Origin of the sequence: Agromyces sp. C10, assembly GCF_023217995.1 — a bacterium.
Lineage (GTDB): Bacteria > Actinomycetota > Actinomycetes > Actinomycetales > Microbacteriaceae > Agromyces > Agromyces indicus.
On sequence record NZ_JALPSX010000004.1, the window covers coordinates 49,000 to 72,228 of the forward strand.

Below are 23,229 nucleotides of genomic sequence, written 5' to 3' on the forward strand. Positions count from 1 at the left end.
GTGAGCGACCCCTGGCGAGGTGAGCTACGGCTGGCGGAACTCGACCGGCATGTTCCCGTCGACGGCGAACACGTACGCGCGCTCGGCGGTCTGGAACTCGGCCCATGCGAGCTGAGCCCCGCGGATGCGACGCTCGGTCAGGTCAGCGCGCTCTTCGCCGGTGAGGTCGCGGTGCGCGACCCGATCGGTCGCGGCCACGGAACCCTCCTCGTAGACGAGCGAGTGCATGAGGCGCGACCGCGCCTCCTCATAGGCCTGCCACGCTTCGGCGTATGCGCGACCATTGTTCTTTCGGATGGCGTCTTCTGCCGCCTGCCGCTCTTCGTCGGTTTCGAACTGGTCGAGGATTGTCTGGATCATGGTGGACGTTCTCCTTGTTGGAAATCGGGGTTGTCGAGGGCTGGCATCCGCGAGGCGGCGCACGAGCGCGACTACGCAAGGCGTTCATGCGCCGGTCACCAGCGGGGATGTGCGCCCCGCTGAGGTCTTGCGCTCGGCGCGCCTGGCGTCGAGCCCTTCGAGGAGCGCATCCATCTGCGCGTGACGCCTCGCCGTGCGCCGAGCCCAGCGAATCCGGCGTGCGGCCTCCTTTCGGTCCACGCCCTCAGCCACGAGCTGACCGACCGTCTTGGCGGCGTCCGCTCTCCAGTCCGCGTGGTCGTCTCGCGCACCCGCGCGCGAGGCTTCGATAACCCCGCCCTCGCCGGTCGGCGGCTGTGCCTCGCGCGCGAGCGCGCGCAAGGAATCGATGACCCCCGCGCGCTCTGGGTCGTTCTGCTGGTCGTTCATGACTTGCTCCTCCGGCGGCGGTTCTCTTCGGAAGGCGAGGGGTGCCACGCGCGCTTAGCTCGCTGGCGGTGGGGCGTGCACAGGCCGTTGAGGCTGGCGTCGCGTCGACACCCCGGGATGAAGCACTCTCGGCCTTCTGGCGCTGGCCCCCAGCTCAGGATTTCCGCGAGGTTGTCGGCGACCCAGTCCGGCAGGCCAGCGGGGATCGTGTCGTCGTTCATGTCGGACTCCTTCGGCTGGGCGCGGTCGGTTTGGCGCGCGTGAGGTTGAGAAGACGGGCTGGGTTGAGCCTGCTCTCCCGATGCCCCCGGGAATGTCCCCGCCTCCCCGCCCCTTTTAGGGGGGCGGGGAGACTGGCGGCGGAACCCGGCGGGGAGATTCGGGGGGACTCGGGGAGACCCCGTCGTTCCGTGCTTCTCGCCTCGGGGAGATTCTGGGGAGATTGGGGTCGGGGAGATTCGGGGAGACTGCATCAGAACTCCTCCTCGTCGATGCCCGTGATAGCCGCTCTCGTCTCGGCGTCTGAATGTCCTGCCGGATACCAGTGCGTGGCGTTGTGGCGGCCTTTCTTCCTGCCGATCTGCCCGCCGTTGAACATCGCGTTCAGGGTCTTGGTCTCGTCGCCGTTCTGGAATGGCACGCGTGCCGCACGAAGCGCCTCGGTCACGCCCTTGGTGTTGATCCCGGGCTGTCCCTGGATGATCCGCCGCAGATGCGGTTCGAGGTCGCCCTGCTTCTGGATCTGCTTCACCTCACGTCGCGATCCCTCACCGGTCAGGCTTAGTCGGTATGTCGACGGGTCGAACGCGAGCTGCATTTCCTCGACGTCGACGTCGCGACCCTTCGCCTCGATGTACGTCGACTTGTCGCCCTTCTCCCGGTCGCCCGGCCGAAGCCAGATGATCGAGTCCGGGTGGTCCTCCGTGGCCGATGCGCCGCGCGACCGGTCCGCGTTCCAGCCCGCGTGAACGTTCAGCACCACGTCAGAGGCGCCGACCTCCGAGCGGGCGAAGGTGTCGAGGTCGGAGAGGAATCGCTGCATCTGTGTGTTGTCGTTGCCGTTGTCGCCGTAGAACGCACGGCTGAGCGGGTCCACGAACAGAAACTCGACCTCGCGCTCTCGCAGGTACGCCGCGAGGTCGGCGCGGTCCTGCGGGTGCAACAGCGGGTTCCGCCGGCCACGGAGCGTCACGATGTCGAACCGGTCAGGGTCGACGCCCACGAGGTTTGCCCAGTGCGCGACCTGCTTCGCCGCGACCTCGAAGTTGAGGAGCGCGATGCGACCCTCGACCGGCTGAACCGGGAATCGACCGAGGAAGTCGCGTCCGGAGAGCAGCGAGTCTGCGAGGTTGAGGTTGAAGGTCGTCTTGCCGGTCTTCCGCGCGGCCACCACTGTGGTGAACCCTTCCGCAAGCACGAGCCCCTCGACCCGGAACCGGGTCGTGTCAGGCCGAGCAAGGATCTCAGCGAGCGACCCCGCGTCGAACGGCTCCGCAGGCTCAAGCTCCGCGAGCGCCTGGGTGAATAGCGCCTTGGCCTCGTGCTCGATGAGCTTCGCTTCGACCCGCTGAGCGACCGCCCAGGCGCGTTCGCCCTCTTTCGAATGCTCTGCGTCCCAGATCGATTCGACCGTCTTGGCCTGGTCTTCGTAGTTCGGGTCGACGCCCGCGAGCCACTGGGTGACGTGGTACTCGTAGAGGTCGCGGCTCTCACGGTAGATACGGGCGTAGTAGCCGGCCACCTTGGTGAGCGCGTCGTTCGTGACGCCCTGACCACGCGCGGGAGGATCGAGGAGGAACCGCACGGCGTCGGACTGCCCGTACGAACCGCTCGCCACTCCCGTGTCACGCGAGGGGCGCTCGGTGGCGGTGTCGGGTGCCTTCCTCTCCCCCGGCAGGATCGCGCCATACGCCGCCCAGATCGTGCGCACGTCATCATCGGTCAGCGCGAGCTCGGGGATTTCGGGGTTGACGACGGTGTACGGCTTGCCGGTGTCCGGGTGCGTCGAGCCCGGCAGGACTACGTAGGACCCTGCGCCGGTTCGGACGTCGATGCCCTTCCCGAGGACGTTGACCCCCGGCTTGATCGCGCGGGCAAGCTCGCCGCCGACGCCGTAGATCAGATGTGCATTGCCGTTGCCGCGCCCACTGAGGTGCTCCCTCGTCGGCGGGAAGGCGTCGAGTCGCTCGGCTCCGTGCTGGCTGTCGAAGTCGAAGATCACACGGCCGGTCGCAGCGCCGCCGATGTTCGCCTGCGGGTAGGCCGCGAACAACCGCCGAATGACCTCCGGGTCCCGGCTGGCGTCGAGCACGCCGTGGCCGAACTGGCCGCAGCGGCCGTCACACTTCTCGCCCTTCTTGTGAGCGCTCGGGATTACTGGCGTCTTGTCGTTGCGGCGAAGCGGGAACACGGGCCATCCCTGCTCCGCCCACCGGAGACCGGCGGCCAGCGCCGGATTGTCGACCAGTTTCTCCGCGCTCAGGGCGTAGTCGGGTGCCTTCACCATCAGGCGACCACCGCCTGCGCGTCTTCGTCGAACCACGCGAGATGTCGGTCGATCCGCTCGAACGCTGCGTTCAGGCCGCACGGAGGCTCGTCGGTGTGGTCGCCCTCGGGGGCTGGCTCCGCGAACAGCAACCGCAGCAGGTGCTCGAAATCGGGCCGGTCGAACTCAGCCCTGGTGAAGGAAACGTCGGTGGGCACAGTGGATTCCAGGTCCACCGGTGCCTATTTGTCGTCAGGACCGCCCGGAGGGTCTTAAGTCCTTCTAGCCACGCTTCGCGCTACTCGGTGATTCTCAGAGGCCCAGGTGTCGTCTCGTCGGCTTTCCGTCCTCGCCACCTCGTTTCAAGTGGCTCAGGTTCACGTGCGGCTCGTTGTTGCCCGCACTTCCAGGTTCGGTGCCTCGTCCGACTATGGCGTCGGTCCTCGGTTTGTTGATGTTCTGGGACCCATTCCAGCACGGCGAATACGTGGCGCACAATAACGACACGCCGCGAGCCGACCTTGACATTCCGTCAAGGGCATACTTCCCGAGGGTTGGGCATTCCGCCCGAGCGCGTCGCCCGGTAAAATGGGGTTGGTGGTTTTCCATCCGTTGTTGTTCTCGGCCTGGGCCTCGTTTTCGGCGAGGCCCTCGTCGTAACCAGGCGACTTGTCGCCGGCGCTGGGCGTCGCCATCGCGGGATCTTCTTGGAAGACAGGCGCTCCCCTAGGCCCGATTCCCCGCGATCTCCTCGGACGCCGGGCCGTCTCCCCGTTAGCAGCGTTCTAGATCATCCCAACGCAGTGTCCGGCCCGGGCGCCAACTTCCGATAGTCCGACAGGGTTGCAGTCGTGACGGGTGGCACACCCTGGCCCTCTGGCCACTCGATACTCAGGTCGAGCTCAGGCCGGACGATCGCACCTGCCCAAAGCTGGCCCAGCCCGTGCGCTTGGAGGAACAGAGCGGCCCCGCGGGTAGTACCCGCGACGATAAGGAGATTGCCGTATGCCTTCGGAAAGGTGTGGCCGCGTCGAATCTTCTCCAGGTACTCGGGCTCGCCGTGTGCCAGGTCGTCCGCGATTAGACCTTCCGCCTGGAGGCCATAGACAGCATCGAGGAGCCGGACGGCTCCTTCATGTGAGGCCGGAATATCCATCACGGCGAGTAGGTCGGTGAACGCGAAGACGAGCGGCCGCGCGAGGATCTCGACTATCGCATCATGTTCTACGTTCAACCCCAGCTCGCGAATGGCTCGGTACAGAACGTAGTGAAGCCGGAGCTGGTCAGCGGACAGCCGCCCGACGAGCGCCGTCCATGTCACGGCACGGTCATCTTTTCCATCCGGCGTGCGGGCGGTGGCAAGCACACCACTCAAGTACTCCGCCACGAACTCGTCGTCCGCCCACTGCGCCTTGCTAAACACCTCTGCAGCCACGCGGGAGGGTACTGCGCCGTTGGAGGCGGTGTTAGCCTTCGCTTCCGCGCGCTTTGCGACGCGTTCCACGTTCTTGCGCGTATACCACTCGTGGAGCTGAGCACCCATAACGTCGGCAGTCGGCCCGAGGAGACGCGACAGCACGCCACCACCCGCCTTTGCGACTTCGTTGGCAGCGGCTGCCGTGAACGGATCGACCATGGCTAGGAGCGTAGACCCCGGCACCGACAGGGCGGCGTTGCGACTGCCGCGGAATACGAACTCGTAACCGCGTCGGGTTGCTTGCGGTCTCTCAAACAGGAGCACATTCTCTCAGGCTCACAGGAGGGACGCCCGTCCCAACGGGAAGCCGGGTACGTTCTGTGACGGCCTAGACCACCATTACGTGGCTGGCGCGAGGGGCAACCGGTGGAGAGGGCAGACGGTTCTCGGCAGCGAGCGCGGCCACCTTCTGCTCCACTGAAGTGAATCCACCGATCAATTGCTGCACGAAGGGCCAGAGTTCGGTGCGTACGCCTGCATCCGTCACTAGCGGAATGAGTACGTCCGCAACGTCGTCAGCGCTCACTTCCGCGAGACCGTCGCTACCCCGAGCACGCGCACGCATCTGAACTCGGTATGCCTCAGTTGAGAATGCGGCCACGAGGTCTACGACGCGTTCGGCGTGCTCCGGCTTCAGCCTCAGTCGGTGCATGCCGTTGGTCACGAGGAGGTCGTCCGAACCTTGGCCTACGAGCATCCACTTCCGGACGCTGCCCCAGACCGCACCCACAAAGAAGTCGCCCGGTGAAGCGCCGTGACGAGCGCGGGCGGGGAGCTGCCAGCCTTTCAGCGTTTCAGACCTATAGGAGCCCGACTCGACGCTCTGAAGCTCAACGTAGCGGTAATCGCTGCTCTTCGAAATCGCGAGGGGTTCTCCGTCTGCGCCGACTCCCTCGTCTACGAACTCAGCGAGGTCTCCGAGCCGTGCATGTTCAACGCCTCGGATGGCGGCAACCACCTCGAGGTATTTCTGGTTGAGGCGCTTGGCATCCATCGTGAATAGCGGATCGTCTGTAATCACCTTCGAGCTGACGCTCCATGCGCGATCCGCGTGCTGCTCATCCGCCGGCGCATTTGCGGTGAGCCACGGAAAATCCTGGCTCGCATCCGAGAGGCGGATACCGGAGAGCACAGCACCGAAGTCGCTGTCGAGGATCATCTCCGAGTTCTCATCGAGCACGAAGGTGCCATCAGCGGTGTCGCGTCGAAATGTCGGTGCTGCCTTCTTGTCTCCGGTTGACCAGCCCACCCGGTCAATGACCTGGACGGCGATGTCGTACTCCTCGACTTCGAAAACGGAGTCAAGTGCAGTCTCTCGGCGTTCCAGGAAGATGACGGATGCAGACACATCCGCACCGGATCCCTTGAACGTGAAGCGCGGCAGAGCGACGATGGCCGCGATCCGCGCGTTGCGCAGGAGCCACTGACGGAGCTGCAAGTATCGGGCAGACTTGTTCCCGAGGTAACCGTTCGGAAGGACCAGCGCGACTCGACCGGACCCTGGGCGAGCCAGACGGACGCACAGCTCGGCAAAGAGGATTCCTGTCTCCTGCGACTCCAGGACGCGACGAGTCGGGAACCACTCGCCGTCATCGTTGGACTCCTGGGCCCGTCCGAGGTCGTACTTTTTCAGGATCGTCTGCGACAGCTCCTTGATCTTCACTCCGAACGGCGGATTACAGACGACGACATCCCATTCGTCCTTCTGCCTATTGACCGAGTCGAGCGAGTTCTCCTTCTTGATGTTCGATTTGCCGTCGCCGTTGAGCACCATGTTCAGCACGGCCACCTGCACTGCCTCAGCCGAGACGTCAGCCCCCCACACTCTGCTCGCGTAGTCGGGGAAGTGCTGACCTCGACGGAATGCCGCAGTAAGGAAATCCGCACTGCCACACGCGGGGTCGCGGACCTGCTCATCCCATTGAGGGTTCACCACGTCCACGATGAAGTCGGTGACGGTAGGCGGGGTGAAGTACTGTGCCAGGTCCCACTTATAGAGTCCCTTGGCGAAGTACATGTAGAACTCTTGGATGACGCTGTGACGCATTGCCGTGATCTGGTGCGGTGCGAGGATCGACATCACTTCGAGGAAGGCATCGTCAGTCAGCACGAGGGTCTTCGAGACAGGCTCGGGCAAGTGCCGCTCGTAGTACTTTGCAGCGGCAGCAAGAAGCTCGTTGAAGGTGGTCTTCGCGGCATTCGCCCCGACGCCCAGAGACCGGTAGTCCTGGATCACCAGCGGCTGGTCCGGGTGGATCTCGTGCTGGTGCTCGTCATGCAACTTCGCCAGAAGCAGCTGGAGCATCATCGTGAAGCGGCGAGCCGGCCCGATGGATGCTGCGTGAAGAACGTCCTCAATGCGTTCGAAGATGCTCTTCAGGCTGGTCTCGTACTTCAGCAGGTCTGCAATCATCAACGGCTTGAGGCCGGGTTCCCCGCCAAAGGGTGGCAGGCTCGCGATCGGTCCGTCCTGAACGACTCGGTGACCATCTTCGACGGCTTGCCAGAACACCCGACGTTCAACATCGTCCCAGTAGACCGCCATGCAGCGGTCATGTGCCGCGAACGCGAGCAGCGGCTTCACCTGGTACTGCTTGGCGTCATCGGCAGAGGCATTGCTGCGCTTCACTTCCGCGAGCAGTACCGCGTGCTCAAGCAACTCGTCCGCGGTGTGTCCGACCTCAGCCGCAGGTACGTCCAAGACTGCGAAGTCAGCCCGGAAGCTGTTGCGACCACCGTTACCGAAGCGCTTGATCACGGGCTCAATGACGAAGTGGCTCTTAGGGTAGCCCTTGTCGATCAGGTACTTGATCGCCTCGACGCGGAAGCGTTCCTCTGAAGGGGTGAGGCCGTCCGCAGTCCGTCCGGTGACCTTGAGGCGACCACGGACGGGGCATACGAGAGTCAGACCATCTACCATTCTGAAAACGATAGGGGATGACCACATCTTCCTCGGGCGTGTCGCGCGGGCCGCGTCCGACAGCTAGGCCCGGATGTTGGTGCGACTCGGCAGCGGGGGGCCATTTCGGGCCTTACGCGCCCAGGAAGCCGGGTTTTCGCACCCACGCGCATCCGAATGTCTGAGCCTCCGCGTACTGTGCAGCTGCCAAGTACAGCAACCCGAGGAGGCAATCATGGCGGTTCACTGGGTGAATTACGACCTCAACAAATCCGGTCAGGACTACACGAAGCTTATCGAGTACCTCAAGTCTCACAACGGCTGGGCGAAGCCGCTCAAGAGCAGCTTCTTCGTCAAGACCTCGCTGACGGCTGGCGAGCTCCGCGATGGGATCAAGAAGCACATCGACGCGAACGATGACGTGGTGGTCCTCGGAGTCGGCGGCAAGGGGTGGGCAACCTACGGCCTTTCCGACGAGCTGAACAAGTGGCTCAAGGACAACCTGTAGGGGAACGTGCCCGCCGACTAGAAACCGCTCGGCGCCAGCTCTGTCTAGTGGATAGCATCAGCACCATGCCCACAGGCCCGAAGCACATCCGCTCCTACGACCTCCTGCACCCGGACGGGCGGGAGGAGCACATCGAGGAACCTTGCCGCTGCACCATCGGTGATGACCATGACGCCAGCGACGCGCTGAGCCCGTGGGAAGCGGAGGACATCTACATGTCGAGCGGCATGGACGAGGATTACGACTTCCGCTAGGGCGGATCTCCAAGTCATGGAATCCATATGAGTACGGCGTTCAGGATGGCGTCGGCGCGGTGTACGCTACCCGTCACCACTACGGACCTTGCGGGAGGCTGACCGGTGCCGGAATACGAGCTCTCGTTCAAGGATCAGGCGAGACTTACTCCAGCGCAGCGAACGGAGTACGAGCGACTAAAGTCCAACGTCGCGAGCCCGCCGCCGAATGCCGGAGAGTCTTGGCTTGGACCGTTCCTTCCGGGCCTAGTCGCCGGTCTGTTGGCTCTGCTTATCTTCCTCGTGACAATATTCGTGCTGCTTGAGTCCTCGTGGCTCATGCTGGTGATGGCCGCTGAGGGGCCCCTTCTCCTCGGAGCGTGGTTGCTGGCAACTTACATCGGCAGTCATCGTTGGGATCGCAAACGACGACCGCAGCATGAGCGGGCTCTAGCCGCGTTCGTTGACGCAAACCGTTCCCGAAATACCGGACCTAGCAATCGTTGGGATGACGACACTCGCACGGAACGACAGCGCCAGCACGATTGGTACGGTAGCCACACGGAGCTCGATTGGCGAGACCGCACAGCGGCGAAGACGTTTGGGATGACGTCTGATGAATGGTCTTCGAACATGTCGGGCGATTAGGAGACGCGCCCTAGCCGATGCAGCGACCGCACCGCACTTTGGACAGCGCCACACTCGCCGAACCGTGACTCCGCCAATCCACGGCATCCAAGCAGCTTCGCAGGTGGGGCGGTTCGTTGCCCAGTCGACGAGCCTGGCCGACCTCTCTCTGCCGCTCCAGATTGTTCACTCCGCCAGCCGGGGCAGGCGAGAGCGCCCACGCGCGGCGCTCCGTGGAGCCTTCCTTGACCTCGCGGGGGCTGGACGGTATTCGAGGGGGTCCGCGCCACTAGAATTCAAAGGAGAGGCGCGGAAAGCCGTCCGCGACTCAGAGAACACGGCGAACCCGAGCGAACCCGAGCGAACACGACGAAACCGAGATGCCCGCCAACAGGGCATGACGAAGCCCCCGATGCCGAACAGGCGAGCCGGGGGCTTCGTCGAGTGAGTCAGGCCGCGTTGTTGACGCCGAAAGTGCGGTCGAGCTTCCGGACCGCCTCAGCCGTGTCCGCGTTCGCCACCGGCTCGGTGTTCGACGCCATCAGCGCCTCGAACCCCTCCGGATCGGCGTGGAACAGCGCCGTGAGACCGCCCCCGGTCTCCCGACCCTCGATGGCGTCCACCACCACCTCGCGCCACGCCGCCTGCTCGTCGTACGCACGCTGGGCGTCCCGGGCGATGGTGGCCTTCGCGTCGCCGACCTCGACCAGCCGCTCGAACACCTGCCCGTGAATGCGCGTCACCTCCTCGGGGGCGTTCTGTCCCGCGCCGAGAACGGCCGGGATCACCTCGATTTGTGCGAGGATCGCGTCGAGTCGCGCCGGGGTCGCGTCCCGGATAACGCCTTCGAGGGGGTGGCCGGCGGCGAGCAGCCGCTCCACGATCCCGAACTCGTGCTGGGCCACCGCCACCTGATCGGCGGTGCGCGGCGCACGGTCCGCGAGGACCTTCGCCGGGGTCATGGTCGGGGCGGTGGGCTCCGCCGGGACGGACTTGAGCAGCTCCGCCCTTGCCGCCATGATCTTGTTGTGCCGGTGGCGCGTGATCGCGGACGCCGTGAGGTCCGCGTCGGTGAACTTGACCGCGCTGGCCGTGTCCGTCCGGAACTTAGTGACTGCGGCGACGAGCGCCTGCTTGTTGATTGCCATTCGTACTCTCCTCATTGGTTCCCTGGCTGGGCCTCGAGGCCCTGGGTGGGACCCGGCGACGGGATTGCCGCCGGGGGCTTGTGGGCCCGCTAGGCGGCTTCCCGGAGGCTGACCTCGAACGGGAACTTGGGGAGGGTGACGACAGGGCTAGATGCAAGCCCACCGAGCAGGGACGAGCATCGCGATCTCCTTGCGGCCGGCGAGTTCGATGATGCTGCGCTTGGCCTCGGCGCGTGCGTCGCCGGCCTGCGCGCGGAGCACCGCCGCGAGCGGCGCACCCCGGTCGAGCGCGCCGAGCACCTGGTCGAGCGCGCGCGCCAGCCCGGGATGCTCGAGTCCGTCGCGGAGGTCGGCCAGCGCGACCGGCAGCGGGACCCCGGCGCTCACCGCGGAGACGACCCCGGCGAACTCGACGGGCAGTTCCCCCGAGCCGGCACGGGCGACGCGGCGCAGGGCGTCGAGCATGCCCTCGCCGGCGGTGAGACTCAGCGTGAGGAACTCGAGCATGGTCGGCAGCTCGGACGAGATGCGGGTGAGCCGACGGCGCGCCGCCCGCTGCAGGATCCAGTCGCGAGCGACCGCTCCAGCGACGCTGAGAAGGAAGGGCAGAAGCGCCCGGACGACCGGCGGCGCCGCGGCGAGCGCCGGTGCGAACAGCGCGAGAGCCGCGCCGAGCGCGAAGGCCGCACCCGCCCATGCGAGCTGTTCACCTCGGAAGCGCTCGACCGTGGCCGTCGAACCGGCCTGGCGCAGGCGCCTGGCGATCGTGTCGTTGCCGCCGAGGACCGTCGAGAGGACGCCGCGGAGGCGCCGGGCTGCGGGGAGGACCAGGAGTCCGAGCATGCTGCCCGGATCGGCCGAGGGTCGTGCCCGCATCGCGCGGGCCTCGGCCGAGAAGTCGGTGATGTACGGCGCCACGCGGTCGACCAGCCGGGGGCGACCGAGTCGCGGGGCGGAGGCGACGACGAGCCAGAGTCCCAGGCCGAGCACGGCGCCGAGCGCGACCGAGACGGTGGGCGCGGCGCTCAGGTGAACCATCGGCGCTCCTCTGGGAGACGGCCGAGGCCGATCATGAGTCGGTATGCGATGAGCGTGACCCCGACGCCGCACAGGATGAGCGCCGAGCCCGCGGCGGAGTCGTAGGCGCGCAACGTCTCCGGTCGGCTCGCGAGCACGAGCAGGAGGAGCCACGGAGCCGCCACGCCGAGCCGGGCGGCGTTGCGGATCCACGACTGCCGCGCGCTCACCTCGGCGCGCACGGCGGCATCCTCGCGCAGATAGACGGCGAGTCCGCGGAGAACGGCGGTGAGGTCGGTGCCGCCGACCTCGCGGGCCATGCGGAGCGTCTCGAGGATGCGGTCGGCGGTCGGGTCGGCGAGTCGCGCCTTGAGCGTGTCCACTGCGCCGCCGAAGTCCCCGGTGCGGCGGAACTCGTCGTCGAACGAGGCGAAAGCTGCCCGCGTCACCGCCGGGCCGAGGTCGCCCAGCGCGCCGATGCTGTCGGGCAGCGACATCCCGGCGCGAACGCTGGCGACGAGGTGGTCGACGACGTCGGGCCAGACCGCCCGATTACGGATGCGGCGCCGGTTCGCGCGGGCACGGATCACGACGGGAAGCAGCAGGAGGCCCAGGACGCCGCCGACCACGGCGAGCACCGTCACGCCGAAGACGGCCTGGCCGAGGGCGGCGCCCACGACGCCGAGCACGAGGGTGACGGCGAGCGCGGCGGTGACCGGCGCACCGGGCACGCCGGCGAGGGCGAGCTCGTCGGCCAGCGCCGAACGCCGACGTGTCGGAGGGGTGGTCTCGCCGCCGCGAGGAGAGGGCCACAACAGCGGCGAGACCACGAGGAGCAGGCCGACGCCGAGCGTCGCACCGAGCATGAGGCTCACGCCGCGACCTCGCCGGCGTCGAGCACCACCGCGGGATCGAAGCCCGCGGCCGCGTACTTCTCGAGGCGGGCCGGGCGGATGCCGGTGGCGACCAGCTCGTGCGTATGCGGATCGAGGCGGAAGATCGGCTCGGCGTCGACGCCGGCGCCGGTGGTCGTGCCGGTGGTCGCGTCGATCGACGCGACCCGGCGGTGACCGCGGCGGTCGATGGTGAGGTGGACGACCAGGTCGACGCAGGTCGCGACCGTCGGGACGACGAAGCCGGAGTCGATGTTGCGGCCCGCGAGCAGCGGCAGCGTGCACAGCTTGGCGAGGGCGTCACGCGCCGAGTTCGCATGAATCGTGCACATGCCCGGAAGCCCGGAGTTCAGCGCGATGAGCAGGTCGAGGCTCTCGGCCTCGCGCACCTCGCCGACGATGAGCCGGTCCGGTCGCATGCGCAGGGCCTCCTTGATGAGGCGGCGGAGGGTGATCTCGCCGGTGCCCTCGAGGTTCGGCTGCCGGCACTGCATCGCGACGAGGTCGCGCACGTCGAGGTCGAGCTCGAAGGTCTCCTCGACCGTGACGACGCGCTCCCCCGCTCGGGTGCCCGACATGAGGGCGTTGACCATCGTGGTCTTGCCCGTGTGCGTGGCGCCGGAGACCAGGATGTTCGCGCCGGCGAGCACGCTCATCCGCAGGAATTCGGCGGCGGGGCGGGTGAGCGACCCGCGTTCGACGAGCTGTCCCAGCGAGCGGATGCGCTGCTGGAACTTGCGGATGTTCACCGCCCAGTGCGCGCGCGTCACATCCGGGATCGCGACGTGGAGCCGCGACCCGTCGGGCAGGGACGCGTCGACGAACGGCGACGACAGGTCGACGCGGCGACCGGAGTGCTGCAGCATCCGTTCGACGAGGTCGCGCACCTCGCGGTCGGACAGCACGACCGTCGTCAGCTCGGGCACGCCGGCCCGGGCGACGAACACGCGCGTCGGCGAATTGATCCAGATCTCCTCGACGGTCGGGTCGTCGAAGAACGGCTGCAACGGCCCGTACCCGGTGATGGATGCCACGACCTCGCGTGCCGCGTCGCGCTCGTCGACGAGCGGGGCATGGGCGCCGGCGAGCGCACGCTCGGAATAGCGCTGCACCTCCTCCGCGACGTAGCGCGAGGCGAGCCCTTCGTCTCGTGCGAGGTCGACGCCCTCGCGCAGCACCCGACCGCGCACCCGCTCGGCGATGGTGCGCACGGGATCGGACATGCGCACCATCTTGGAGAGCCGCCGAGAACGGCCCCGGAAGTTATCCACACCGGGGGCCGCCGGACCGCGATCAGCGGAGCGGATCCTCCATGCCGGCGGGGTGGTGCGCGACGGCGAACGCGTACGCCACCTTGAGCAGGAACAGCGCCGCGGCAACGAGCAGCAGGAGCGGCGCGACATCCGTCATCGCCCAGATCACGACGCCGGCCAGGCCGAACGCGAGCACGAGACCGCCGACCGGCTGCTGCAGCCGCGACCCGTGCAGCAGGTTCACGGCCGACGCCCCCACGAGCGTGTACGCCGTGACGGCGAGCGCGAACCAGAACCCCTCGCCCAGCGCGAGCGCGATGACCACCAGGTGCCAGTGCACGGCGATGAACACCCACCGGTTGCGCGGCCGCTCGGCGTAGTACCGATCGGTACCGCGCGTGAAGTTCGCGACCGCGCCGCAGCAGATGTCGGCCACGAGCAGCACCGCGATCACGGCCCGCCACCAGGCGACGTCGGCGAGCGATTCGGCCCCCGCGAGGCACACGACCGCGGCGAGCCCGAGCCCGCCGACGACCACGAGCGCGAGCTCGACGGGCGACTGCACTTCGCCGAACACGTCGTGCAGCGCCTTCGGCATCCGGATGTCGCGCACCCGCGACGCACGGCTCGTCATGCCGCGAGGCTACCGCCCGGCGCCGCCCAGCGCCGCCCGGCGCCGCCCGGCGCCGTCCGGCGCCGCGCAGCGGGCGGACCTTCCCACACCGGCTCCGTCGCCGCAAGCCCGCGAGACCGCACCCCCGACGGCGGTACCGTCGGCGTGGTGCCGCAAGGAAGACCTCGATGAACACGCCTCCCGCCCTGGTCGCCGACCGCTATCGCCTCGTGCAGCTGATCGGCAGCGGCGGCATGGGCGTCGTCTGGCACGCGTGGGACGAGCGCCTCGAGCGCACCGTCGCCCTGAAGCTGCTGCGCACCCAGCCGGAGCTGACCGACGAGGAACGCGAGGTCACCACCAAGCGGGCCATGCGCGAGGCGCGGATCAGCGCCGGCCTGCACCATCCGCACGCCGTGCCGGTGTTCGACGTCGTCGAGCACGAGGGCCAGCCGTGCATCGTCATGCAGCTCATCGAGTCGACGCCGCTGTCGGCGCTGCTGCAGGAGCACGGCACCTTCACGCCGCAGCAGACCGCGCGCGTCGGCGCCGAGATCGGGTCGGCACTCGCCGCCGCGCACCGTCGGCGCATCGTGCACCGCGACGTGAAGCCGGGCAACATCCTGATCCGCGAGGACGGGTCGGCGCTGATCAGCGACTTCGGCATCGCGCAGGCGCTCGGCGACACCACGATCACCGCGACCGGGCTCGTGCACGGCACGCCCGCCTACCTGGCACCCGAGGTGGCGCGCGGCGAACCGTCCAGCTTCGCCTCCGACGTGTTCTCGCTCGGGTCGACGCTCTACGCGATGCTCGAGGGCGGCCCGCCGTTCGGCACCGACCAGAACGCGATCGCGCTGCTGCACCGCGTCGCACAGGGCGACGTCCCGGTGGCCGAGCACGCCGGACCGCTCGAGCCGGTGCTGCGCGAGATGCTCGCGGCCGACCCGAAGCAGCGTCCCAGGATGTCCGTGGTCGCCCAGCGGCTGAGCGAACTGGCCCAGCAGCTGGCGACGGATGCCGCGGAGCCGGCGGATCTCGACGAGCCCGCCGCACCGACCGTGCCGCTCGCCGGCGGCGCCGCCGCCGGGGCGGCCGCCGCGGCCGCCGCCGGGAGTGCCGCCGCTGCGGACGACGTCGACACGCGCGTCCTCGGCGCCACCGCCGCCACCGAGTCGCTCGACGAGTCCGACGAGCGCGGCGGGCCCGGCGAGCCCGGCCAGGGGGCCGCCGACGCCGCGCAGGACGCCGAACCGGCCGTCGCCCGTCCGGAGCGCCTGGCCGAACCGCTCTTCCCGTGGATGGCCGACACCCCCGCCGCCGCTGCCCCGCCCGAGGAGCCGGTCGCCGACGACCGTCCGTCCGGTCGCCGCCCGGGACGCACGGCGATCCTGATCGGTGCGCTCGTGACCGCCGCGCTGCTGACGATCGGCACCATCCTGCTGCTCACCGGCCTGCAGCAGGGCGGCGAGACCGCCGCGCCACCCGAGACCGAGCCCGCGGCGACGTCCGAGCCGCCCGCCGAAACCGAGGAAGCGGAGCCGCCGGCCCCGGCCGAGACCCCCGAGCCCGCGCCCGAGACCGCCGAACCGCCGCCCCCGAGCGAGGAGCAGCGCACGGTCGACGCGCTGCAGGACTACTACGCGCTGATGCCCGGCGACCTCGACACCGCCTGGACCCTCATGACCGCCGACTACCAGGTGAACCACGTGGGCGGCCGCGACGCCTACCAGGCGTTCTGGGGCGACATCACCGACGTCGCCATCGCCGACGTCGTCGCGACCGCGCCGGGCGAGGCGCAGGCGACCCTGACATACACGTTCGCCGACGGGCGGGTCGTGCGCGAGGTCACGGCGTACCGCCTCGTCGACGAGGGCGGCACCATGAAGATCGCCGCGAGCGAGGTGCTGAGCAGCACGGCCTCTGAGCGAGCATGATGGGCTCATGACCGGTGTGCTGCTCGATCTCGACGGCGTGGTCTACGTCGGCGACGAGGCGATCGCGGGCGCTCCCGAGGCGGTGGCCCGCCTCGACGCCGAGGGCGTGCCGTACTGCTACCTGACCAATACGACGTCCCGTCCCCGCAGCGCGATCGTCGCCAGCCTCGCACGGCTGGGGGTCGGCGCCGACGCCGAGCGCATCCTCACCCCCGCGGTCGCCGCCGCCGCGTGGCTGCGCCGCGAGGGCATCGAGCGTCCGGCGCTCTTCGTGCCGGATGCCACGGCGACCGAGTTCGCCGGCCTCGAGCCGCTCGCGCCATCCGCCGACGAGGGTGCGGGCGCCGTGGTCGTGGGCGACCTCGGCGAGGGGTGGGACTTCGCCACCCTGAACCGGGCGTTCCGGCTGCTCATGGCCGACCCGCACGTGCCGCTCGTCGCACTCGGACTCACCCGGTACTGGCGCGCGTCCGACGGGCTGCGGCTCGACGTGGGTGCGTTCGTGCGCGCCCTCGAGCACGCCTCGGGACGCGAGGCGGTCGTGCTCGGCAAGCCGGACCCGGCGTTCTACGGTGCCGCCGTCGCCGCGCTCGGCGTGGACCCGAGCGACGTCGTGATGGTCGGCGACGACATCCGCAGCGACGTCGACGGGGCGCAGCGGGCCGGGCTCACGGGGGTGCTGGTGCGCACCGGCAAGTTCTCCCCCGCCGACCTCGACGGCGAGGTCCGTCCCGATGCGGTGCTCGACTCCATCGCGGACCTGCCGGACTGGCTCGCCGCACGACGACGCTAGAGGGTCGTGAGGATCCGCCCCGTCGCGAGCACGAGGCCGAGGATCGCGAGCGCCGTCAACCAGCGGCGCGTGCGGGTCCCGAGCTCGGGCGCCGCGATCTCGGCGAGGACCAGCGCGGCCATCGAGACCGGCAGCGTGAACCAGATGCCCGACACGTGCACGAGCGCCGACGCTCCGGCCACGACGAGCACCGCGGCCTTCACGCCCGGCGGCCACTCCCGCTCGAGCGTGATCTCGGTGTCGACGCGTTCGGTCATCGGCTCCCCCTTCCGGGGAGGCTAGCGCGAGCGATCCGACCGGTCTCGGGGCTTGACAGCGGGCGACGGATGGCACTGCGGGCGCGCGGCCGGGCGAGTCGTCGGCCCGGGCCCGGCCAGTGGAGTGGTGTCGATCAGCGCGGTCGCTCGGCGGCGCCCGCGGCCGCCTCCGCTGCGTCGAGGTCGGCACTCGCGCGGTCGGCGGCGTGCGCGGCGGCTTCGCGTGCCCGGGTGGCGGCCCGAGCCTCGCGCTCGGCCTCGGCGAGCTCGTCGCGCAGGCGGTCGAGCCGCTCCTCGAGCTCGTCGCGCTCGGCACGCAGCGCGGCCACGCGCTCGTCGGCGGCGTCGAGCGCGTCTCGTGCCTCGTCGAGTTCGCGTTCGGCGGTCTCGGCGTGCTCCCGCGCGGCATCCGCCCCGGCGCGGGCTCGCTCGCGCGCGGCGGCGCGTTCGGCCTCGGCGCGCGCGGCCTCGGCCCGTTCGGCCTCGGCGCGGTCGCCGGCGAGGTCGACGTCCTCCTCGGGCGCGGACTCGGCGGCTGGCGCGACCCCTTCCGCGTCGCCGGCCACGACCGGCGCGCGCGGCACGTCACGGACCTCCCCCGCGACGGCGCCCGATACGTCCACCTCCGACCCGACGGCCTGCAGCGACCGCACCAGCCGCCCGGTCAGCACGGCCGCACCCGCCTCGGCCGACACCGTCGCCGCGACGAGGGTCTGCTCGACCTCGTCGAGCACCGCGCGCGACGGACTCCGGTCCGCGGCGTCCGCGAGCTCGGTCGCCTGCCGCAGGAGTCCCGCGACCGCTCGCCGCCGCTCGGCGACGAGCGCCGTGAGCGCGCGCCCGTCGCCCGAGCCCTGCGCGTCGGCGAGCTCCCCGCCGAGGCCCACGAGGTCGCCCACGTCGTCGGCGTGCTCGCGCGCGAGGCGGTTCACGATCCACGCCGCAGGCGACGGTCGCTTCAACCCCGAGATGCGCTTGGCCAGACCCCGGTCCGACGCCTTCGCCTCCGCCGCGCGGGCGTTGCGCGCCGCCGTGAACTCCTCCGGCACGAGCGCGTACAGCGCGTCGGCCGCGTCGGTCAGGGCATCGGTCGCCATCGCCCCATCATGTCGCGAACGGATGCCGCGCAGCACGGTTCGCGAGGGCGGGGCGCGACATGCCGAGCGCCGCAGCTCCGCAGCATGACGCCGCCCGGCAGGTAGATTCTGGCTCGAGCGCCCTTTCGCAACGGCGGACGGAGGACCGATGGCGGCATCCGGGACGCATCACCTCGTCGAGGCGGCACCACCCGGCACCATGGTGCCGACGAGCGTGATGGACGCGGTCATCGCCGAGGAGCTGACCACCCTGAGACGGGCTTTCGCCGAGGGTGCCGAATACGCCCTCACCCGGGCCGGCCGCCGCGATGCGACCATCCACCGGCTCGACTGCCCGGCCCTGCAGCCGCACCTCGACCGACGGGCGCGGTGGACGCAGCTCCATCGCGACCGGCTTGCCGCCGACCGCTCCTACCGAATGCCGTTACCCGAACTGCTCACCCGGGAGCGTGCTCGACACGCGTCCGCTGCGCGCGGCTGCCGCGTCTGCTGGCCGAACATCAGCGGCCGCGACGCCCGACCGCTGAAGCGCCTCACCGCGCGCGGACTCCGTGCGCGGCACGCGGGGCGCGTGCTCGCGTCGGAATCCGGCGAATCGCTCGGCACGATCCTGCGGATCGCGGTACTGCGCGGCACCGACCTGTTCGGCGTCCAGCACGACGAAGTCGAGGTCGTCACGTCGGGGCGGACCCTCCGCCTCGCGCCGACCGATCCCGTTCATCTCTGGGACCTGCCGAGCGATGCCGAGGCGATGGAACGGCGCACCCGCCTCATCGCTCGGTTGGGTGGGCCCGCGCCCGCCGCCTGACCAGGGCCGCGAACGGATGCCACGCGGCATCCGCTCGCCCTCAGACCGTCTCGAGGTACTGGTGCACGAGGCTCACCGCGAGCGCACCCTGTCCGACGGCCGACGCGACGCGGCGCATCACGTCGTGGCGGACGTCGCCCGCCGCGAAGATGCCCGGCACGCTCGTCTCGAGCAGCAGCGGGTCGCGCCGCAGCGTCCACCCGCGCGGACGCCGACCGTCGTGCACGAGGTCGGGTCCCGTGAGCACGAACCCGTGGTCGTCGAGCTCGAGCAGGCCGCGCACGAGGTCGGAACCGGGGACCGCGCCGATGAAGATGAACATCGCGTCGGCGGGCAGGTCCTCCTCGGCACCCGTCACCGTGTCGCGCACGGTCATCGAGGTCAGGCGATCCTCCCCCTCGAGCTCGGTCACCTGGGCGTGCGGTCGCACCGTGATGTTCGGCGTCGCCTCGATCTGGTCGATGAGGTACTGCGACATGCTCTTCGCGAGCGAGTCGCCGCGAACCAGGATCGTCACGTGCTCGGCATACCGCGACAGGAACATCGCACCCTGGCCGGCCGAGTTCGCACCGCCGACGACCACCACGCGGCATCCGCTGTAGCTGACGGCCTCGCTCGCCGCGGCACCGTAGTAGACGGATGCCCCGTTGAGCCGTTCCTCGCCGGGGATGCCGAGGGTGCGCGCCTCGACGCCGGTCGAGAGCACCAGCGCCCGGGAGCGCAGCTCGCTGCCGTCGTCGAGCGTGACGATCTTGTACGAGTCCTCCACCCGGATGCCCGTGACCGCCTGGGGATTCAGGATCTCCGCGCCGAGCCGCTTGGCCTGCGTGACGGCGCGGCGCGCGAGGTCGGCACCGCTGATGCCGTGCGGGAAGCCGAGGTAGTTCTCGATGCGGGAGCTCGTGCCCGCCTGGCCGCCCGGCACCTCGCGCTCGATCACGGCCGTCCGCAGCCCCTCGGACGCGCCGTACACCGCCGCGGCGAGACCCGCCGGCCCGGCGCCGATCACGATCAGGTCGTAGAAGGGCGCCTGCGGCGGCGCCCGCAGCCCGATGCGCTCGGCGAGCTCGTGCAGGTCGGGGCACGAGAGCACCGTGCCGTCCGGCAGGAACACCACCGGCAGGCGGGTGCTGCCGGGCGTGGTCGCCTCGACGAGGGCCCGCGCCCCCTCGTTGCGCTCGATGTCGAGCCACTGGTACGGGATCTGGCTCCGCGCGAGGAAGTCCTTCACCGCGTGCGTCGTCGGCGACCACAGCGCCCCGGCGACCCGGATGCCCTCGTAGACCGGCGGCGTGTTCGCCTGCCAGTCGTCGAGGAGGTCGTTCAGCACCGGGAAGAACCGCTCCTCGGGCGGATCCCACGGCTTCAGCAGGTAGTAGTCGAGGTCGATCTTGTTGATGCTCGTGATCGCGGCATCCGTGTCGGCGTACGCCGTGAGGAGCACGCGCTTCGCGTCGGGGTAGTGCGCGATGGCCTCGGTGAGGAACTCGGTGCCCGACATGCCGGGCATGCGCTGGTCGACCACGAACAGGGCCACCGGCGTGCCGCGGCGCTCGAACTCGGCGATCGCCTCGAGCGCCTCCTGGCCCGAGCCGGCCTTCACGATGCGGTAGTCCTCGCGGTACCGCGACTGCAGGTCGCGGGCGACCGCGTTCAGCACCTGCGGCTCGTCGTCGACGGTCATGATGACGGGCTTCGCCATCCGATCACCCCTCCTCCTGCTGCATGGCGCCGGCCGGCGCGCCGGTCTCGCCGTCGGGTGCGACGCCGATCGGCAGGCGCGCCGTGAACCGCGTGCACCCGTCGCGCGACTCGAGGTCGAACTCGCCGCCGTGCTTCTTCACGATGATGTTCCGCGAGATCGCGAGGCCCAGGCCGGTGCCCTCGCCGGGGGCCTTCGTCGTGAAGAACAGGTCGAAGAGCTTCGAACGGATGTCGGCGGGCACGCCCGGCCCGTCGTCCTCGACCTGCACCTCGACCCGATCGCCCGCGCGTCGCGCCCGCAGCGTGAGCGTGCCCTGGCCGCCCATCGCGTCGATGGCGTTGTCGATGAGGTTGGTCCACACCTGGTTGAGCTCGCTCGCATAGGCCTGGATCAGCGGCAGGTCGGCGTCGAACTCGCGCACCACTCGCACGCCGTGCTTGAGCTTGTTGTGCAGGATCACGAGCGTGTCGTCGAGGCCCGTGCGCACGTCGACGTCCTGGACCGGGGTCTGGTCCATGTACGTGTACATCTTGAGCGCCCTCACGAGTTCGACGATGCGGTTCGTCCCGACCACGATCTCCGACAACAGGGCGTAGATGGCGGACTTCAGTCCCAGCCATTCCACGACGACCGGCAGCCGCTCGTCGCCGAACACCATGCCGAGCTCGTCCAGGCCGTCGCGCGTGACGCCGAGGTTCACGATCGAGGCGGCCAGGTCGCCGCCGGAGCGGACGTCGTAGCGCTCCAACCAGTCCTCGACCTCGGCCTCGCGGTCACTGCGCTCGACCGCGCCGAGCTCGACCGGATCCCGCGCCCGCCGCGCCGCGAGCGCGTCGAGCTCGCGCAGCTTGTCGAGCCGAGAGCCGTAGAGGCCGAGCCGTCCGAGCTCGATCTGCGCCTCCTGCAGCCGCGCGAACACCTCCGAGGCCTGGGCGGCCCCGCGCTGGGCAGCGGATGCCGGATTGTTCATCTCGTGCGCCATGCCCGCGCTCAGCCGTCCGATGGAGGCCATCTTCTCCTGCAGGAGCAACTGGTCCTGCATGCTGTTGATGCGCTGGATGGTCTCCTCGAGGGCGGCGTTGCGCGCCCGGAACTCCGCCTCCTTCGCGCGGAACTCCTCCTCGCTGCGACGCAGCGCCGCTTCGGCCGCCCGGCGCTCCGCGAGGTCGCGGATGATGCCGGTGTAGTACCGGTCGCCGCCCACGGTCCAGGTCGACAGCGAGAGCTCCACCGGGATCTCGGCGCCCGACGCCGTGAGCGCCTCCAGCTCGACCGTCGTGCCGATGACGTGCGCCTCGCCCGTGGCCGCGTACCGCGCCATCCCGGCGCGGTGCTGCTCGCGATACCGGGCGGGGATGACGAGTTCGAGCGAGCGGCCCAGCGCGTCGGCCTCGCTGTGCCCCAGGATGCGAGTGGCCGCGGGGTTCCACGACACGATGCGCCCGGTGTGGTCGGCCGAGATGATGGCGTCGACGGCGGAGTCGGTCACCGACCGGAACCGCTCCTCGGCGCGCACGCGATCGCTGATGTCGCGGATGATCCCGGTGTAGTAGCGGTCGGCGTCGAGGAACCAGGTGCTGAGCGCCAGTTCGATGGGGAACTCCGTGCCGTCGCTGCGGAGCCCCGCGAACTCGACCGTCCGTCCGATGAGGTTCGTCGGACCGCCGTGGCTGACGCGTTCGATCGCGGTGCGGTGCCGTTTGCGGAACCGTTCGGGGATGATGAGGTCGAGCGTCCGCCCGACGGCCTCCTCCTCGGGGTGACCGAACAGGTCGGCGGCGGCGCTGTTCCAGCTGCGGATCACGCCGTCGGCGTCGGTGGAGATGATCGCGTCGATCGCCGACTCCATCACGGAACGGAACTTCGCCTCCGACTCCCGCCGCGCCGCCCGCGACCGCGAGATCGTCACCTGCCGTTGCACCCGCGCGAGCGCCTCGTGCGGATCGAGCGGCGTGGAGATCAGGTCGTCGCCGACCTGCAGCCCCCGCACCCGGCGCTCGACGTCGGACTCGGCGACGAGGAACACGACGGGCAGGTCGCGCGCGCGACCCGCATGGTGCAGGTCGGCGGCGAGCTCGAACGGGTCCGCCCGCTCGAGTCCGACGTCGACCACGATGAGGTCGGGCGCGGCCGCGAGCGCCTGGGTCGACCGCTCCAGGTCGCCGGGCGCGTGCACCACGTCGTACGCGTCGACGCCGAGCAGGTCCCGCAGTTCGCCGGCTGCCCGGGCGTCGTCGGAGACGACGAGGATCACTCCGCGGTCGCCCACGAGCCCCACCTCCCCCGCTGCATCGCGCCGGACGGCTCACCGCCAGAGTAGCGACGCGCCCGAGGCGCGGCCAGCGTCGACGGAGGCCCCGAACAGGGGGCGTCAGTTGCCGACGGTCGCGAACAGGATGAGCGCTCCCTGGCTGACGAACACGAACCCGCCGAGGATGATCGCGGCCATCGAGATCCATCCCGGTCCCGTCGACGGATCCTCCCGGAACCGTCGACGACCCTGCACGCCGAGCGCGACCGCGATCCCCGAGACCCCGAGCGCCCACAGTGCCGGCAGCGCCAACGAGAGGGCGGCGAGCAGCAGCCCGATCACCGCCGCGGGCGACACGGTGCCGAACCAGCGGAGCGCGCCGCCGCGCGGGGCGCCGTCGGCCTCGCCGCCGCCATCCGGTCGTTGCACCATGCGCCCC

Annotated in this window: 22 protein-coding genes; 5 read left to right on the forward strand and 17 right to left on the reverse strand. The window is 69.7% G+C overall.

From position 1 onward, the window contains the following. Positions 1–24 precede the first annotated feature (24 nt). The 7 genes from M1L56_RS05445 to M1L56_RS05475 form a co-directional block, all read right to left on the reverse strand. A complete protein-coding gene (locus M1L56_RS05445; protein WP_248598469.1) occupies positions 25–360 on the reverse strand; it encodes a hypothetical protein in 336 nt (111 codons plus the stop codon). 84 nt (positions 361–444) lie between these two features. Further along, the gene (locus tag M1L56_RS05450) at positions 445–789 is read right to left on the reverse strand and encodes a hypothetical protein (protein ID WP_248598470.1); all 345 of its coding nucleotides are present in this window, start codon (positions 787–789) and stop codon (positions 445–447) included. Further along, positions 786–1,010 carry a hypothetical protein gene (locus M1L56_RS05455; RefSeq protein ID WP_248598471.1) on the reverse strand — a complete coding sequence of 75 codons (225 nt, stop codon included), beginning with the start codon at positions 1,008–1,010 and terminating at the stop codon, positions 786–788. The genes M1L56_RS05450 and M1L56_RS05455 overlap by 4 nt, the downstream gene beginning before the upstream one ends. A 251-nt stretch (positions 1,011–1,261) precedes the next feature. Further along, positions 1,262–3,295 carry an AAA family ATPase gene (locus M1L56_RS05460; RefSeq protein WP_248598472.1) on the reverse strand — a complete coding sequence of 678 codons (2,034 nt, stop codon included), beginning with the start codon at positions 3,293–3,295 and terminating at the stop codon, positions 1,262–1,264. Beyond that, a complete protein-coding gene (locus tag M1L56_RS05465; protein ID WP_248598473.1) occupies positions 3,295–3,510 on the reverse strand; it encodes a hypothetical protein in 216 nt (71 codons plus the stop codon). The genes M1L56_RS05460 and M1L56_RS05465 overlap by 1 nt, the downstream gene beginning before the upstream one ends. A gap of 554 nt (positions 3,511–4,064) precedes the next feature. After that, positions 4,065–4,910, reverse strand: coding sequence for a hypothetical protein (locus M1L56_RS05470; protein ID WP_248598474.1), 846 nt, complete (start codon positions 4,908–4,910; stop codon positions 4,065–4,067). 169 nt (positions 4,911–5,079) lie between these two features. After that, complete coding sequence (locus M1L56_RS05475; RefSeq protein ID WP_248598475.1) at positions 5,080–7,671, reverse strand: class I SAM-dependent DNA methyltransferase; 2,592 nt, start codon at positions 7,669–7,671, stop codon at positions 5,080–5,082. A 214-nt stretch (positions 7,672–7,885) separates the two neighbouring features. Between M1L56_RS05475 and M1L56_RS05480 the strand changes: the two genes are divergently transcribed. Together M1L56_RS05480 and M1L56_RS05485 are read left to right on the forward strand one after the other, a co-directional pair. Beyond that, the gene (locus M1L56_RS05480; protein ID WP_248598476.1) at positions 7,886–8,158 is read left to right on the forward strand and encodes a hypothetical protein; all 273 of its coding nucleotides are present in this window, start codon (positions 7,886–7,888) and stop codon (positions 8,156–8,158) included. A gap of 65 nt (positions 8,159–8,223) precedes the next feature. Then, the gene (locus M1L56_RS05485) at positions 8,224–8,412 is read left to right on the forward strand and encodes a hypothetical protein (protein ID WP_248598477.1); all 189 of its coding nucleotides are present in this window, start codon (positions 8,224–8,226) and stop codon (positions 8,410–8,412) included. Positions 8,413–9,467: 1,055 nt separating this feature from the next. Here the strand turns inward: M1L56_RS05485 and M1L56_RS05490 are convergent. The 5 genes from M1L56_RS05490 to M1L56_RS05510 all read right to left on the reverse strand — a co-directional run bounded on the left by M1L56_RS05490 (position 9,468) and on the right by M1L56_RS05510 (position 13,963). Beyond that, positions 9,468–10,166 carry a hypothetical protein gene (locus M1L56_RS05490; protein ID WP_248598478.1) on the reverse strand — a complete coding sequence of 233 codons (699 nt, stop codon included), beginning with the start codon at positions 10,164–10,166 and terminating at the stop codon, positions 9,468–9,470. A 147-nt stretch (positions 10,167–10,313) separates the two neighbouring features. Next, positions 10,314–11,204: a type II secretion system F family protein gene (locus M1L56_RS05495; RefSeq protein ID WP_248598479.1), complete on the reverse strand. Its 891-nt coding sequence runs from the start codon at positions 11,202–11,204 to the stop codon at positions 10,314–10,316. Continuing rightward, a complete protein-coding gene (locus tag M1L56_RS05500) occupies positions 11,192–12,049 on the reverse strand; it encodes a type II secretion system F family protein (protein ID WP_248598617.1) in 858 nt (285 codons plus the stop codon). Before M1L56_RS05500 ends, M1L56_RS05495 begins: the two co-directional genes overlap by 13 nt. A gap of 5 nt (positions 12,050–12,054) precedes the next feature. Then, positions 12,055–13,299: a CpaF family protein gene (locus M1L56_RS05505; RefSeq protein WP_248598480.1), complete on the reverse strand. Its 1,245-nt coding sequence runs from the start codon at positions 13,297–13,299 to the stop codon at positions 12,055–12,057. Positions 13,300–13,369: 70 nt separating this feature from the next. Next, the gene (locus M1L56_RS05510) at positions 13,370–13,963 is read right to left on the reverse strand and encodes a hypothetical protein (protein WP_248598481.1); all 594 of its coding nucleotides are present in this window, start codon (positions 13,961–13,963) and stop codon (positions 13,370–13,372) included. 167 nt (positions 13,964–14,130) lie between these two features. Here M1L56_RS05510 and M1L56_RS05515 point away from each other — a divergent pair, with 167 nt between their 5' ends. Beyond that, the gene (locus M1L56_RS05515) at positions 14,131–15,879 is read left to right on the forward strand and encodes a serine/threonine-protein kinase (RefSeq protein WP_248598482.1); all 1,749 of its coding nucleotides are present in this window, start codon (positions 14,131–14,133) and stop codon (positions 15,877–15,879) included. A 7-nt stretch (positions 15,880–15,886) separates the two neighbouring features. After that, complete coding sequence (locus tag M1L56_RS05520) at positions 15,887–16,672, forward strand: TIGR01458 family HAD-type hydrolase (protein WP_248598483.1); 786 nt, start codon at positions 15,887–15,889, stop codon at positions 16,670–16,672. Here the strand turns inward: M1L56_RS05520 and M1L56_RS05525 are convergent. Beyond that, a complete protein-coding gene (locus tag M1L56_RS05525; protein WP_067949310.1) occupies positions 16,669–16,929 on the reverse strand; it encodes a hypothetical protein in 261 nt (86 codons plus the stop codon). The genes M1L56_RS05520 and M1L56_RS05525 overlap by 4 nt on opposite strands. A gap of 134 nt (positions 16,930–17,063) precedes the next feature. Then, entirely contained in the window at positions 17,064–18,026 is a 963-nt protein-coding gene (locus tag M1L56_RS05530) for a hypothetical protein (RefSeq protein ID WP_248598484.1), read from the reverse strand. A 148-nt stretch (positions 18,027–18,174) separates the two neighbouring features. Between M1L56_RS05530 and M1L56_RS05535 the strand changes: the two genes are divergently transcribed. Next, positions 18,175–18,834, forward strand: a complete 660-nt coding sequence (locus M1L56_RS05535) for a hypothetical protein (RefSeq protein ID WP_248598485.1) — start codon at positions 18,175–18,177, stop codon at positions 18,832–18,834. Between the two features lie 40 nt (positions 18,835–18,874). Here the strand turns inward: M1L56_RS05535 and M1L56_RS05540 are convergent, their stop codons facing one another. The 3 genes from M1L56_RS05540 to M1L56_RS05550 form a co-directional block, all read right to left on the reverse strand. Continuing rightward, positions 18,875–20,536 (reverse strand): FAD-dependent oxidoreductase, encoded by a 1,662-nt coding sequence (locus tag M1L56_RS05540; RefSeq protein ID WP_067950023.1) that lies wholly within the window; start codon positions 20,534–20,536, stop codon positions 18,875–18,877. Between the two features lie 4 nt (positions 20,537–20,540). Next, a complete protein-coding gene (locus tag M1L56_RS16085) occupies positions 20,541–22,808 on the reverse strand; it encodes a PAS domain S-box protein (protein ID WP_248598486.1) in 2,268 nt (755 codons plus the stop codon). Positions 22,809–22,910: 102 nt separating this feature from the next. Continuing rightward, positions 22,911–23,222: a hypothetical protein gene (locus M1L56_RS05550; protein WP_248598487.1), complete on the reverse strand. Its 312-nt coding sequence runs from the start codon at positions 23,220–23,222 to the stop codon at positions 22,911–22,913. Positions 23,223–23,229 lie beyond the last annotated feature (7 nt).